The following is a 15,277-nucleotide window of genomic DNA, read 5'->3' on the forward strand; positions in this document are numbered from 1 at the left end:
TCTTAGTTTCATTAAATGATCTATTTAAAATGTTTTGTGCAGTAACTTCAGGAGTAAAAGGCTTATAACGTTTGGTTTTACGACGTATAATAGATTTTAATTTTAATTGTTTCATTAATCTATAAACACGCTTATGATTTACACGTTTATTTAATTTAAGACGGATATAGATATAAATGCGTCTATAACCATAAATACCTTGATATTGGTGATAGATATCGTTGATATCTTCCATTAATGTATTATTTTCAATCTCTCTCTTAGAGGTTTTTCTATTTGTCCATTTATAATAACTTGATCTATTTATTCCTAAAACACTACATAACCATTTAATTGGATATTTATTTTTTAGCGCTTTGATCGTTTTGTATGACGTGATTTGTTTACTTTTTGATTCATCATCTCTCTTTCGAATTCTCTCCGCTTTTTTAAAACCTCATTCTCCATTTCTAAATATTTATTTCGTTCTTTTAATGCTTTAATTTCTGCATCTTTCATTTCATCTTCTGTCATTATAGATTGAGGTTTCCCTTTGCCTCGTCCATCTTCTAAACCAGCATTACCATGATTTTTATATTTTTTCACCCAATTATAAACTTGACCATAAGTCACTGAATATTTATCAGCGATTGTTTTATAATCACTATTACTTTCTATGTAATCTTTAACTATTTCAATGCGTTCTTCTAAATTTGTTTTTCTTGCTTTCATCGTATACACCTCGGGTTTTGGAGAATATGTTTTGTTCTCTTTACCCATAGTATAACGTTTTATCCAGTTTCGAACAGTGCGATCTGATGGGATATTGTATTTAATAGCCAACTGTACAGGTGATATTCCCTTTTCAAAATACTCATTAATAATTTGTAATTTAAAAGATGACGGATACGAGTTATTTTTTGTTTTAGGTAACAATCCATTAACTCCATATAATTTATACCTCTGGTATTTTTCACTTAATAATCTACGATTTGTATTCAATGACAACATTTTTATAACGTTTAAGAAGCTATAACCTTGTTCATATAAATCAAAAGCTTCTAATAAAGTATTAATATCTATTTTAATATTTCTAGTCATAATAAAACTCCCTGCTAAGTTTTCACTATTTAAGTGTTTACTTAACAGGGAGCATATCAAAATTCATGGTACGTGCTTTTTATTTGTATATAAATATTTTGCTATTCAGCTTTATCTATTGTAATGATTAAATCATGCGTCTGAATACTATCTCCTGAAGAAACATAGATGTTAGAAATCGTTCCATCAAATGGTGCTTGGATTGTTGTTTCCATCTTCATCGCTTCAGTAATAATCAATGCATCACCTTGTTTAACTTCATCACCTTTGCTCACTTTTACTTCTGAAATTGTTCCAGGCATTTGCGCACCGATGTGAGATTCATTACTTAAATCTGCTTTTTGAAGAACAGCATCAGATACTTTAACATGTTCATCTTTAACATATACTTTACGTGGTTGACCGTTCAACTCATAATAAACCCAACGATGTCCATCTTCATATACGTGTCCGATAGATAATAGTTTAACGATTAATATCTTACCTTTATCAATCGTAATCTCAACAGTTTCATTCTTAGCCATTCCGAATAAGAATGTAGGCGTATCTAATAATGATAAATTACCAAAACTTTCGTAAGTCTTAATGTATTGTTCATATACTTTTGGATAAATAGCATAACTAATAAGATCTTGTTCTGTTACTTCACTTTGTTGTTTCTCTTGTAATTCTTCTCTTAGACTATCAAAGTCTACTGGTTCTAATAATTCACCCGGTCGTTTTTCGATAGGCGTTTGACCTTTTAATATAACTTTTTGTAACTCTTTATTAAAGCCGTTTACCGGTTGTCCAATTTCACCTTTAAAGAATGAAACAACAGATTCTGGGAAGTCTAATGAACGACCTCTTTTAATGACACTTTCCTCATCCAAATCGTTTTGAACCATGTACAATGCCATATCCCCTACAACTTTAGATGATGGTGTAACTTTGACAATATCTCCGAATAATAAATTAACACGCTTGTACATGTCTTTAACTTCATTGAAACGTTCACCTAATCCTAGGCTCTTCGCTTGTTGACTTAAGTTTGAATATTGTCCACCAGGCATTTCATGTTGATAAATTTCTGTATGTGGTGAACGAATGTCACTTTCAAAGTCAGAATAATAGTTTCTAACTGTATCCCAATATTGTGAAAGTCTTTCTAAACCATCAATATTTGTTCTTACATCTCTTTCATTACCACTTAAAGCATAATATAAAGAGTTCGCTGATGGTTGAGATGTTGTACCACTCATACTAGCTACTGCTGTATCTATTACATCAACACCTGCTCTTATAGCACTCTGATAAACCAATAAACCATTACCACTCGTATCATGAGTATGTAAATGTATAGGAATATCAATATGTGTTTTTAATTCACCGATTAATTCATGTGCAGCTTTTGGTTTCAATAATCCAGCCATATCTTTAATCCCTAAAATGTGTACACCTTCGCTTTGTAGTTCTTTAGCTAAATTAATGTAATAATCTAACGTATAAACGTTTGATCTTTCAGGGTTTAAGATATCACCTGTGTAACATATTGCTCCTTCAGATATTTTACCTGATTTTTGAACCGCTTCATTGGCTACTTTCATTTGATCTAACCAGTTTAGAGAATCAAATATTCTAAATACGTCGATGCCTGCATCTGCACTTTCTTTAACGAATTTTTCAATTACATTATCAGGATAGTTTTTATATCCAACAGCATTAGATGCTCTTAATAACATTTGGAAAAGAATATTAGGGATTTTTTTACGTAATCTCGTTAATCTTTCCCATGGGTTTTCTTTTAAGAAGTTATAGGCAACGTCAAATGTTGCACCGCCCCACATTTCTAATGAAAATGCATCATTTAAATATTTAGCTGTTTCTGGCGCTATTTGTAACATATCATAAGTACGCATACGCGTAGCTAATAATGACTGATGTGCGTCTCTAAAAGTAGTATCTGTTAACAATACTTCTTCTTGTTCTTTAAGCCATTTACTTACGCCTTCAGGACCGTGTTGCTCTAATATTTGTTTTGTACCTGATAAAGATGCAATTTCTTCATTAGAGATTTCTTCTAGCCTAACTTTTTCGAAGTGTGGTTTTTCACGTTTTCTAACACTTGGAAAACCATTAACCGAAATATTCCCAATGTATTGTAAAGTTTTAGTACCTCTATCTCGTGAAGGCGTAATATCAAATAACTCTGGGTTATTTTCTAAGAATTTAGTTGTATAACTACCTTTAGTAAATTTCTCATGATTTACTACATTGTATAAGAATGGGATATTTGTCTTAATACCTCTAATTCTCATCTCTTTAAGAGAACGAAGCATTTTTTCTGTTGCTTGTCTCAACGACATAGCATGTGTAGATACTTTAACGAGTAATGAGTCATAGTAAGGTGAAATTTCAGCACCTTCAAATCCATCACCAGCATCCAGTCTTACACCGAAGCCGCCACTTGAACGATACGCAATAATTTTACCAGTGTCTGGCATGAAATCATTTAATGGATCTTCAGTTGTGATACGACTTTGTATAGCATATCCTAGCGTTTTGATATCTTCTTGTTTAGGCATTTCAATTTCATCGCCAAATAAAGATTCACCAGCTGCTACTAAAATTTGTGTTTTTACAATATCAATACCAGTTATCATTTCAGTGATTGTATGCTCTACTTGTACACGTGGGTTAACTTCAATAAAGTAGTATTCATCACCTGATACAAGAAATTCAACTGTTCCCGCATTTACATACCCTATCTTTTTCATTAAATGTAGTGCTGAATTACATATACGATGTCTTAACTCGTCACTCAATGAAACTGATGGTGCTACTTCAACTACTTTTTGATGTCTACGTTGAACTGAACAATCTCTTTCGAATAAATGAACTAAATTACCATGTTCATCTCCGATAATTTGCACTTCTATATGTTTAGGTTGATCTATGTATTTTTCCACATAAACTTCACTATTCCCAAATGATTTTCCAGCTTCAGATTTAGCACGTTGGTATGCGTCTTCTAACTCACTTTCACTATTAACAATACGCATTCCTTTACCACCGCCACCTGAGATAGCTTTAATGATAATTGGAAAACCACTTTCTTTTGCAAATGCTTCTACTTCTTCAAATGATTCAACTGAACCATCTGTACCAGGAATGACTGGTAAATCTGCATCTAGTGCTGTTGCTCTCGCTTTAACCTTATCCCCAAACATATCCAAATGTTTAAGTTCTGGCCCGATAAATTTAATACCTTCCTCAGCACATCTTTTAGCAAATGTTTTATTTTCACTTAAGAAGCCGTATCCAGGATGGATAGCGTCAACTTCTGCTTTCTTTGCTACTTTAATAATTGCTTCAATATCTAAGTAACTTTCCGTCGGTCCTAGATCTTCATCAACTAAATAAGATTCATCCGCTTTATACCTATGTAAAGCTCCCAAATCTTCATTCGAATAAATTGCTACTGTTTCAATATCTAATTCTGTTGCAGCCCTAAATATTCTAATCGCAATTTCACCACGATTGGCTACTAATAATTTATTTATTTTGCTCATAATTTGAAGGCTCCCCTCAATGTATTTGAATTTTCAAAAAACGATGTATTAGTCCATTATATAAAAAAAACGCATTACATTCTACTGTAATACGCTTTTTTTATAAAATTTATTAATTAGATTGAGTAAATATGCAGTTTAGCGCCTTCTCTCAATGTTATCAATTTTGATTTGTTTAGCAGTTAATAGCAAAATTCCTATAGCTATACTTAAACTTAACATGGATGAGCCACCAAAAGTCATAAATGGTAGTGGGACACCTGTTAATGGTATAGCACCTGAAATTCCTCCTAAGTTTACAAATGTTTGTACACCAATATAACTAGATATACCAACACAAACTAATTTAAAGAAGAATGAATCAGTTAAACCTGCATATAGAAATCCTTTATATACAATAAACATTAACAAACCAATTATAAATAATACGCCTACTAAACCTAATTCTTCTGCAATAACGGCGAAGATAAAATCGGTGTGCGGTTCCGGTAAATAACCTAATTTCATAACGCCATTACCTAAACCTTTACCAAATAATCCTCCATTACCTATAGCAAGCAATGAATTAGCTAAATGGTAACCAATACCACTTTCATAATTAAATGGATTTTCCATTACATGGAACCTATCAGCTTGGTGCTGAGATAAAATACCGCCTTTAAAGACAATACTAAATACAATCAATAACACAACACCTGCTAAAATCGGACCTGACCATTTTAAAATAGCTTTTATACCTATTCCTGAATAAGCAAAGACACACAATACTATCATGCATAATAGTAAAGCTTGTCCAGTATCATTTTGTAATAATACAAGACCAATACATGTTCCAATTAAGAATAATGGCATCATCAAAGCTAATTTGAATTGCTTTAATCGATTTCTTCTCTTATCAATAATAAATGATAAGTATAAAATCATAACTACCTTTAAAATTTCAGATGCCTGCAAATTCATAAATCCTAAATTTATCCAACTTGTTGATCCGTTTATTTCTGTTCCGATTAGTAATGTTAATACTAATAAACCAAAAACACTAAAAATCATGATTTGTTGAACACGTTTATTTTTCAGTATATTTATGTGCATAAAATATGACATAAAAAATACAATTCCAAATCCAACAATACAATACATTAATTGCCTAATAAAAAAGTAATTACCTGCAACCGGTACGCCACCAGTTAATGAGCCTTTAGTTGCAGCAACCATACTCGCACTATAAACCATCACTAAACCAATGAAACATAAAATGATATACGCGATTAACAACGTAAAATCTATGTATTTAGAATAATTTTTTATGTAGCGAAAAAATCTTTTAATATAGTCCATCTACTCATTCCAATTCTAAAAAAATAAGTCTAAAGAAAGATTTCTCCTCTCTAGACTTTGTATCATTTAAGCATTTGTGAAAGCATCATGCAATTTAGATAGTTCCTTTTCTAAACTTGCCATAAGTGTCTGACCCTTTTCTCTATCAACAAGTCCAATTTGTACTGCAAAATCAACTTCCTTTTGAAGACCAAACATCTGCGTATCTAAAACTTCTTCATATAACGGGCATGAGGGCATAGTTAAGTTGTCCATTTGCACCTTAATTAACTGAAGAATCTTTTCAGAATCGTTATATAATTGGTCATATGCCTTCTGACAAATTTCTGAATCGTAATGCATGACATACTCCCCCTTAATCTTTTAGGTTCTATACTTATAAAATTTTAGCTTAGAAATCTTAAAATTGCAAGTAAAAACAGAAGGTTCATCAATATAAATGTGTTAAAATTGAATTGTGATATTGATAGGAGTGAAAAAAATTGATACAAATTAAAGGAAATTGTAAATTTAATATTACTTTAGACGCAACAACTTGGATATTTGACGATCGCAAAGTAAAAATTGAAGATTTAGAACAAGGTATATTCAATGGTGAAAAACCAATTGAATTTGAAAACAATGTAGCTTGGAACAGAGCTATTTTAGAAGGTGCTACTATGCCCCCTACTTTAAATAGTGAAACAAATTATAAAAGACAATCATTCTTAAAAGAAACTTTTGTTATTAATGCAATGCCTTTTATAAAAAATTCTGAACCAAATGAAGATGCAACAAAAGTTGTATTAAAAAATGACAAAGATTCTTTAGAAATTTCAATCGACGATTGGCCTTATCTATTTTTCCATTTCTCTAAAGAAGGAAAAATGATATATAGCGACGGTAAAATTGACGCTTTCACATATGATCAAGAAAACGGATACAAAGACAAATTTAGTTATGTCGACGAAATAGAGGTCGTATAATTTTGGTTATGAAAGTTAAATGCGTTATATGCGATGCTATAGTCAATCTTGATTCAAAATCTAAAGAAGCTAAGAGACTTAGAAATCATCCAATTCGTACGTATATGTGCGATGATTGTAAATCAAAACTAGATAAACCGAAATCATAAAATATCATTTAAGGTTTACTGTTTAAAAAATAATTCTCCTAATCCGAGTGATTTTCATTTAATGGATTAGGAGAATTTATTTTGCTGATTTTGAAAGTGCATACATACCTAGAGATGGCTCGAGCCTGTAGTCTTTCGCTCATACTATTACCCTAGGCGTCAGAACTTTACAAAATTATAGAAAATATCGCTCTAACGGGCTTGTCTTAGATTTCTTGCACGTTACAATCTCTAAATTCTCCTAGATTATATTGAATTAATTTTTATCTATTTAAAAAATTTTATTTCATATAAAAAACCCCCTAATTCATTAAAATTCCAATTAACGAATTAGGGGGTAATTTTATTGTTGATTTTTTCTACTTCGCTCTTTATGAAGACGGTAGCGATATAGACCTAATACAATTGCTGCTATTATTAAGCTTTCTCCTACTGGTAAGAATACCGCAAGGAACGTCAATAATAAACAACCTAAAAACAGTAAAATATAGATAATTATGTTTTGCCAAAACTTTAATTTTCTAGCGAAGCCTAAATTATATACAATAGCGCTTAATACAAATATTGTTAATAATAAAAACCACATACCAAGTTCTGGATTTTCATCTACTCTAAATAATTTACCAAAAAATGAAAGCCTTTCTTCTGGATTAACACTTACATTTTTAGCGATAAAGAGCATCTATATCACTCCTCTTCTTGTTCAGCCATTTTCTGTCTCTTTTGAGCGCGTTCTCTTTCAGCTTTGTCTAAAATTTTCTTTCTTAAGCGAATAGATTCAGGTGTAATTTCAACTAATTCATCATCGTTCAAGTATTCTAATGCTTCTTCTAAAGTTAAAATTCTAGGTTTCTTCATTGTTGTTGTTTGTTCTTTTGTAGCAGAACGTATATTGTTAGCTGCTTTAACTTTTGTAATGTTTACAGATAAATCGTTCTCACGGTTATTCTCTCCAACAATCATACCTTCATACACTTCTGTACCAGGTTCCATGAAGTTTACGCCTCTGTCTTCTAAGTTTAAGATAGCGTAAGTACTTGCTGTACCTTTGTCGATAGATACAAGTACACCATTTCTTCTACCACCGATACGGCCTTTAATGTTTGGACGGTATGAATCGAATGTATGGTTTATAATACCGTAACCACGAGTCATAGACATAAATTCAGTTGTATAACCGATTAATCCTCTTGCAGGTACTAAAAAGATTAATTTTGTTTGTCCATTTTCGTTAGATTGCATATCTAACATTTCACCTTTACGTGAACCTAATGATTCAATAACTGAACCTGTATATTCATCAGGCGTATCGATTTGAACACGTTCATATGGTTCACATTTAACGCCATCAACTTCTTTAATAATAACTTGTGGTTTAGAAACTTGTAATTCAAATCCTTCACGGCGCATGTTTTCAATTAATATTGATAAATGTAGTTCACCACGTCCAGCTACTACCCATGCGTCTGGAGAGTCAGTTGGTGTTACACGTAATGAAACATCAGTTTCTAATTGTGTTTCTAATCTTTCTTCAATTTTACGTGCTGTTACATAAGTACCTTCTTTACCAGCAAATGGAGAGTTATTTACAGAGAATGTCATTTCTAATGTTGGCTCATCAATACGCAATACAGGTAATGGTTCTACATTATCTTGTGGTGTAACTGTCTCACCAACGTTGATGTCCTCCATCCCACTTAATGCAATTAAATCACCAGCATAAGCTTCATCAATTTCTACACGATTTAATCCAAAGAAACCGAATATTTTTGATACTCTAAAGTGTTTTATTGTACCATCAAGTTTTACTAGTGATACTTGTTGTCCAACTTTAATTGTACCTCTGAACACACGTCCGACACCAATACGTCCAACATAATCGTTATAATCTAATAATGCTACTTGGAATTGTAACGGTTCATCTCTATTATCAATTGGTGCTGGTACATAATCTAATATTGTTTCATATAGACACTGCATGTTCTCATCTTGATGATCAGCGTCTAAACTTGCAGTACCACTTATTGCTGAAGCGTATACTACAGGGAATTCTAATTGATCGTCATTCGCATCTAACTCTATAAATAAGTCTAATACTTCATCTACCACTTGTTCTGGTCTAGCTGAAGGTTTATCAATTTTATTAACAACGACAACTGGTTTTAAATTTTGTTCTAACGCTTTTTTCAATACAAATCTAGTTTGAGGCATCGTTCCCTCATAAGCGTCAACAACTAATACAACACCATCTACCATTTTCATAATACGTTCAACTTCACCACCGAAGTCTGCGTGGCCTGGTGTATCTAATATATTAATACGGTGATCTTTATATTCAATTCCCGTATTTTTCGCTAAAATTGTAATACCTCTTTCTTTCTCAATATCATTTGAATCCATTGCTCGCTCTGCTATATGTTCATTCTCACGAAATATTCCTGATTGTTTCAATAATTCATCTACTAGTGTTGTTTTCCCGTGGTCTACATGGGCTATTATTGCAATGTTACGTACATTTTCTCTTAAATTAGTCATGCAAAAAATTTTCCTCTCCAATTTAAATTTATTCGGCTTATATTTATAACTTGATAATTATAACATACATCACTAGAAAAATAACCATTATCGAACACTTTTACTCAAATTTCCATTTATTTTAGAAAAATAGATTAATTGCTGATAGTTGATTTTTCTAGAAATGTAACGCATAATATAATAATGAAAACGGTTAAAGGGTGGATATAAATGAAAAAATCTAAAGCAATTTTTGTTTTACTTGCTTTAATTGTAACATTTTTCCTTTTAGTGTTTAGTTTTGCTTTAGCAGAGGGATCTATACTCTTTATGTTGCTAGCGGTTATATTAATTATTGCAACTATGGGTTACGGTTTTACACTTAAAAAGAAATATCGCGAAAATGGATGGCTATAAATTTACCGACACAATCAAGAAAAGATGCGACTTTGTTTCGCATCTTTTTTTAGCCATTTTTCTTAAATCTTTCCGTATGAATTTCTTCTAGTAATGCTTTATGTGGTAAGAAATATTGAGTCAATAATTCATCATGTATTTGTTTATTTCCGACCACAATTGAATTAGCTTCTAAAATATTTAAAGATTGTCCTAGCAAGTTTGTTACCACTGCCCCTACCTCTTCTGCAATAATTAATCCACCAGCAAAATCCCAAGGGTGTAATCTCATTGTTAAATAAGCACTTGTTATACCTCTTGCTACATGCACAAAGTCTAAAGCAGCTGCTCCATAGGCACGTGTACTTCTAGCTTCATCTATAATTGGCATATAAATTTTAGATAACTTTTCTTTCGTCAGCCATAGAGGGTTTGTTGAAATCAAACTTGATTTCAATTCAGTATTTTCTATCTGCTTAAGTTGCTTGTCGTTTTGCCATGCCCCTTTACCTACTAATGCATGATACATTTTATCATTCATTACGTCATATACAAAACCTGCGTATTTTTTACCATCAATATATATACCTATTGAAATCGCAAAATTTTCTTTTTGATGTACAAAATTTAAAGTGCCATCTATTGGATCCATAATCCACAATACACCTTTTGTATTTTCAATATCTTTACCGTGACCTTCCTCACCTAATATAAAATGTTCAGGGTAAGTGGCTTTTATATTATTAAACAAACGCTCCTCAGTTTCTTTATCCATGTTTGTGACGAGATCGTTTGGGTTTGATTTTGTTTCTATTTCTAATTCTTCATCAATTGTTTCTCTGATGTGTCTTCCAGCTTCTTTAATAATTTGATATGCAAATTTATAAATTTCCATCACAATACCCCCTAATTTATTTTTTATATTAGCATTGTTCTTTATATATTCAAATAGAATTATGATAAAATATGTATATAGTATTACCGTTATAAGGAGGACAACTATGACTAAGTATACGTTTAAACAAAAAGATTTTAAAGTTTTTAGTGTTGAAGGCTTAGAAAATAGAATGGCTGCACTAGATGAACAAGTAAGACCGCAATTAAATGCTTTAGGGGAAAGATATAGTAAATACTTAACAGAACAAACAGGTGATGAGTTTTTCTACCACGTGGCTAAGCATGCACGTAGAACTGTTAACCCCCCTAAAGACACATGGGTTGCTTTTGCTACAAACCAACGAGGCTATAAGATGCTACCTCATTTTCAAATAGGTCTATTTGAATCACAATTATTCATCATGTTTGGTGTAATGCATGAGAATAAAGATAAAGGTTTAATGGCTGAATTCTTAAATAAAAACATAAATTTATTAGAATCATTACCAAAAGATTATTCACTATGCTTTGACCACTATAAAATTGATAAGACACCTATAAATGAACTATCCACTGATGATATAAAACATCATATCAAACGTTTAAAAGAAATTAAAAAAGCAGAATTCTTTGTAGCTAGAACTTTGGATCCACAATCCGAAATACTTAAAACTGATAAAGCATTTACAGAATTTTTAGATGAAACATTTGATGAATTAATAAAGTTTTATAGCTAATCATATTACAACTGTATATATAATAAAATCAGGTTGAGACATTATAATGTCTCAACCTGATTTCTTTTAAACTTAAGAACAACTCATTCTATATGATTATATATCAGTTATTAATAAATATATGGATCATCATCTTTTTTCTTTTTATTTTGTTGTTCATCAAATGTTTGTTGATTTTGATTAGAATTTAAATTATTTTCATTATCATTTACATCATTTTGAAAATTCACATCTTCAAATTGTTGATTAGATTTATTTTTCCTAACGAATAACATAATCGCTGCGATAATTAATAATAAGAAAGAAATAATGTTAAGAGTGAATATAGATAATAGTCCTGCAACGATAGCTAATACTCCTGATAATATTCTTTGTTTCTTAATAAAAATAATAGCTACAATTGTTAAAATTAAGCTAATAGCTAATACGATTAAACCATAATTTGATACGCTTGCAAATGTATCTAATGCTTGCTCAGCTGAAATATTTTGTGCTGTACCTCCAGCTTGTTCAACTTGCTCATTATAAGTATTTTCAAATTCTGATTTAAATTGGTTTACAAAATCCGGAGAATTTACAAGGGATTTAAAAACAAAACCAAATATTATACCTATTAATGATACTACTGCGCTAATAATCATTAAAGTATACTCTACTGTTCTTTTCATTATTTGCCTCCTAGAATTTGTCAAATATTATTATCTCAATGATATTTATAATATTCAACCCTTATTATCATTTTTATTTAGTTCTTCCGCTTCTTGTACTGCTTTTGTTTGTTTTCTTTGTTGTTCCATTCTTTTTTCATAATTTTTTCTACGTTCAATAGTGGCATTAGGTTTAACTTTTTTAGGTTTTTTCTCTTTCTTACTTACCCCTGATGTAACTTGATAATCATCGGGTTGCGTAGTTTGATAGCTATACGGATCATCTGATCTTTGACCGATTTCTCCATTTTCATCAACTGCATCAACGTCTTTTTCTTCACTTTCTGTTGCATCAGTCTCTGTTGTCTCTGTTTTTTCTTCTTCAGCAACTGGCTCTTTAAAACGTTTATTTTTTTGATGTTTTCTAGTACGAGACAATATTTCATCATTACCAGAATCTTGTGCTTCATTCTCATTAATTTCCGGTTCTGTTTCTACCTGTTTTTCTTGTCTTCTTGGTTGTACAGGTTCTTGTGGTGGTATAGGTTTTCTTTCTTCTGGTTGTTTTATCGGTTCATTGTACATCGGTTCAGGTCTTCTCATACCTTCTACTGGTAAGATTTTATCTTTTCTAATAAATAGTAGAATACTCGTAATAAAGAAGAATAACGGAACTAATACAATAAATAATGGCAGTGTTACAACTGAAAGTAATAAGAATACTAGTGCAGAGAATATTCTCCATCTCATAAGTACTAAACCTATAAATGAAAATATTAAAACGATAATCAAATAAATAATGAATAACCATATTCCATTTTGGATATTCAATGCTATCTGGCTAGATGTCAGTATTTGTCCATTAGATGTTATATTAATGTTTAATTGTTCTATCAAAGTTTCAAGTCTATTTATATTTGTAGGATTATTTAAAACGACTAAAGCTGCAAATAATGATAAAGCCGTTACGCCTAATGTAATAATCCATGCAAACCAACCGAAAAATTTCTCAGCGCCTCTTCCTACAGGCTGTCTCACATGTTCTACATATGAATTCATTATATTTTCCTCCTCTACAATGAATTGGTTTTAATTATATCAAAAAAAGGCCATTGTTTCTCACAAAGACCTTTTTAAATATTAATTTAATGACATTTTGAATTTTAAAAATGCTTCGTTGTATTTTGCTATGTTTTCTTTACCTAAATCTTTATAAACTTCTAATTTATTCCTTACTTTAGAGTCAGGATAAAATCTTTCATCTTCTCTAATATTTTTATCTAATAATTCATAAGATGCTTTATTTGGAGTAGCATAACCAACCCACTCAGCATTTTGTTTACCTACTTCTTCTTCAAGCAAGAAGTTAATAAACTTATGAGCACCTTCAACATTTTGAGCTGTTTTAGGAATAACTAAGTTATCAAACCATAAATTGGAACCTTCTTCAGGTACAACAAAATCTAATTGTTCATTTTTATTCATTATATCAGCAGCCATTCCGCTCCATACTACAGCAACATCTGTTTCATTTTGCCCCATCATGGTGTTGATTTCATCGCCAACAACACCTCTAACATTTGGTGCTAATTGAACCAATTTATCTTGTGCTTTTTGTAATTTTTTCTCATCGGTTTCATTTAGGCTTTCATTCATACTATTAAGCGCAAATCCAATACCTTCTCTTGCGCCATCAACAATTAAAACATCATCTTTAAGTCGTTTGTTCCACAATGTATCCCAACTCGTGAAATCTAAACCTTTTGTTTTTTCTGGATTATACAGTATACCTACAGTTCCCCAAAAATAAGGGATAGAATATTTATTGTCTAGGTCAAATGGTAAATCCATAAAATCTTTATCTAAATTTTTCATATTGGGAATTTTCTCATGATTAATTTGATATAATAAATGTTCTTTTTTCATTTTTTGAACAGTATATTCACTTGGTACAGCAACATCGTATGCAGTACCGCCGTTTTTGATTTTAGCCATCATCGCTTCATTCGAATCAAAAGTTTCATAAACAACTTTAATCCCTGTTTCTTGTTCAAATTTCTTAGTTAGTTCTGGATCTATATACTCGCCCCAATTATATACATAGAGTACATCTTTTTTGCCATTTGAAGGAGGAGGATCGATTAATTTTGTTGAAAGGATTAATAGTGCACCAACAAATAATGAGATGCCTAATAATTGCATTAATTGTTTCATCTCATAATTCCTCCCTTTTTACTTATCCTTTGTTGTTGACTTCTTTTTATGAAGTAATAACCTACTATGATAAACATAACTAATAAGAACAACAATGTTGAAATCGCATTAATTTCCATCGTAATACCTTTTCTCGCCATAGAATAAACTTCGACTGATAATACACTAAAGCCGCTTCCAGTTACAAAGAAACTCACTGTAAAGTCATCTAATGAATATGTTAATGCCATAAAGAATCCACCTATTGCCCCTGGTAATATATGAGGAATAATTACTTTTATAAGTGTTTGCCAAGATGTTGCACCTAAGTCTTTGGCAGCGTTAATCATGGATGGATTCATATCATATAGTTTAGGTAGAACAAGTAATACAACAATTGGTACACAAAATGCGATATGCGATATTAACACCGACCAAAAGCCTAACCCCATACCAGTAAAATGACCAATAACTGTAAATAATAATAAGAAAGAAGAACCAATAACAACGTCTGAACTTACCATAAGGATATTATTTAATGTTAATAACCCCACTTCAAGTTTCTTGTTTCTCATATAATAAATACCGATAGCACCGCAAATTCCAATCAAAGTAGAAATACTAGCTGCAAGTAATGCTACAGCTATCGTGTTAACTATAATTACAAGTAACCGTTTATTTTGAAATACTGAAGTATAGTGATCAAATGTAAAACCTTTAAAATGTGTCATATTCCCTGCACTATTAAAAGAATAAAAAATTAAAAAGAAAATAGGTAAGTATAGAAAAATCATAATAATTGTGAAATAGATTTTCCCTGATAATTTCATT

14 protein-coding genes and 1 pseudogene are annotated in these 15,277 nt (G+C 31.2%); 4 read left to right on the forward strand and 11 right to left on the reverse strand.

All coding sequences use genetic code 11. From position 1 onward, the window contains the following. From LQ688_RS14140 to LQ688_RS13235, 4 genes and pseudogenes are all read right to left on the reverse strand, one after another. Window positions 1–639 (reverse strand): annotated as a pseudogene (locus LQ688_RS14140) (IS3 family transposase); the annotation flags it as partial. Between the two features lie 542 nt (window positions 640–1,181). Further along, window positions 1,182–4,631 carry a pyruvate carboxylase gene (locus LQ688_RS13225; protein ID WP_239752863.1) on the reverse strand — a complete coding sequence of 1,150 codons (3,450 nt, stop codon included), beginning with the start codon at window positions 4,629–4,631 and terminating at the stop codon, window positions 1,182–1,184. Window positions 4,632–4,769: 138 nt separating this feature from the next. Further along, window positions 4,770–5,969, reverse strand: a complete 1,200-nt coding sequence (locus tag LQ688_RS13230) for an FtsW/RodA/SpoVE family cell cycle protein (protein WP_064204101.1) — start codon at window positions 5,967–5,969, stop codon at window positions 4,770–4,772. A gap of 66 nt (window positions 5,970–6,035) precedes the next feature. Beyond that, on the reverse strand, window positions 6,036–6,311 hold the full coding sequence (locus LQ688_RS13235; protein ID WP_017001262.1) for an Fpa/YlaN family protein: 276 nt from the start codon (window positions 6,309–6,311) through the stop codon (window positions 6,036–6,038). 140 nt (window positions 6,312–6,451) lie between these two features. Here LQ688_RS13235 and LQ688_RS13240 point away from each other — a divergent pair, with 140 nt between their 5' ends. Both LQ688_RS13240 and LQ688_RS13245 read left to right on the forward strand, forming a co-directional pair. Further along, window positions 6,452–6,934 (forward strand): hypothetical protein, encoded by a 483-nt coding sequence (locus LQ688_RS13240; protein ID WP_064204102.1) that lies wholly within the window; start codon window positions 6,452–6,454, stop codon window positions 6,932–6,934. An 8-nt stretch (window positions 6,935–6,942) separates the two neighbouring features. Continuing rightward, complete coding sequence (locus LQ688_RS13245; RefSeq protein WP_082892480.1) at window positions 6,943–7,083, forward strand: DUF2197 domain-containing protein; 141 nt, start codon at window positions 6,943–6,945, stop codon at window positions 7,081–7,083. A 343-nt stretch (window positions 7,084–7,426) separates the two neighbouring features. On the opposite strand, the gene LQ688_RS13250 is transcribed toward LQ688_RS13245, so the two are convergent. Further along, window positions 7,427–7,765, reverse strand: a complete 339-nt coding sequence (locus LQ688_RS13250; RefSeq protein WP_239752864.1) for a YlaH-like family protein — start codon at window positions 7,763–7,765, stop codon at window positions 7,427–7,429. Between the two features lie 5 nt (window positions 7,766–7,770). Further along, window positions 7,771–9,618: a translational GTPase TypA gene (gene typA, locus LQ688_RS13255; protein ID WP_103269491.1), complete on the reverse strand. Its 1,848-nt coding sequence runs from the start codon at window positions 9,616–9,618 to the stop codon at window positions 7,771–7,773. A 210-nt stretch (window positions 9,619–9,828) separates the two neighbouring features. Between typA and LQ688_RS13260 the strand changes: the two genes are divergently transcribed. Continuing rightward, window positions 9,829–10,014 (forward strand): DUF5325 family protein, encoded by a 186-nt coding sequence (locus LQ688_RS13260; RefSeq protein WP_064204105.1) that lies wholly within the window; start codon window positions 9,829–9,831, stop codon window positions 10,012–10,014. Window positions 10,015–10,063: 49 nt separating this feature from the next. Here LQ688_RS13260 and LQ688_RS13265 read toward each other — a convergent pair whose 3' ends face one another. Then, window positions 10,064–10,888, reverse strand: a complete 825-nt coding sequence (locus LQ688_RS13265; RefSeq protein ID WP_239752865.1) for an inositol monophosphatase family protein — start codon at window positions 10,886–10,888, stop codon at window positions 10,064–10,066. A gap of 106 nt (window positions 10,889–10,994) precedes the next feature. Here LQ688_RS13265 and LQ688_RS13270 point away from each other — a divergent pair, with 106 nt between their 5' ends. After that, the gene (locus LQ688_RS13270; RefSeq protein ID WP_070045691.1) at window positions 10,995–11,606 is read left to right on the forward strand and encodes a YktB family protein; all 612 of its coding nucleotides are present in this window, start codon (window positions 10,995–10,997) and stop codon (window positions 11,604–11,606) included. 110 nt (window positions 11,607–11,716) lie between these two features. Here LQ688_RS13270 and LQ688_RS13275 read toward each other — a convergent pair whose 3' ends face one another. From LQ688_RS13275 to LQ688_RS13290, 4 genes are all read right to left on the reverse strand, one after another. Next, the gene (locus tag LQ688_RS13275; protein ID WP_103269492.1) at window positions 11,717–12,274 is read right to left on the reverse strand and encodes a DUF4064 domain-containing protein; all 558 of its coding nucleotides are present in this window, start codon (window positions 12,272–12,274) and stop codon (window positions 11,717–11,719) included. Window positions 12,275–12,328: 54 nt separating this feature from the next. Beyond that, a complete protein-coding gene (locus LQ688_RS13280; protein WP_103269493.1) occupies window positions 12,329–13,312 on the reverse strand; it encodes a DUF4064 domain-containing protein in 984 nt (327 codons plus the stop codon). Between the two features lie 81 nt (window positions 13,313–13,393). Next, complete coding sequence (locus tag LQ688_RS13285; RefSeq protein ID WP_239704150.1) at window positions 13,394–14,467, reverse strand: ABC transporter substrate-binding protein; 1,074 nt, start codon at window positions 14,465–14,467, stop codon at window positions 13,394–13,396. Then, window positions 14,464–15,276, reverse strand: coding sequence for an ABC transporter permease (locus LQ688_RS13290; protein WP_103269495.1), 813 nt, complete (start codon window positions 15,274–15,276; stop codon window positions 14,464–14,466). The genes LQ688_RS13285 and LQ688_RS13290 overlap by 4 nt, the downstream gene beginning before the upstream one ends. Window position 15,277: the final 1 nt, after the last annotated feature.

The organism is Mammaliicoccus sp. J-M40 (genome assembly GCF_022386395.1).
Taxonomy (GTDB): Bacteria; Bacillota; Bacilli; order Staphylococcales; family Staphylococcaceae; genus Mammaliicoccus; species Mammaliicoccus lentus.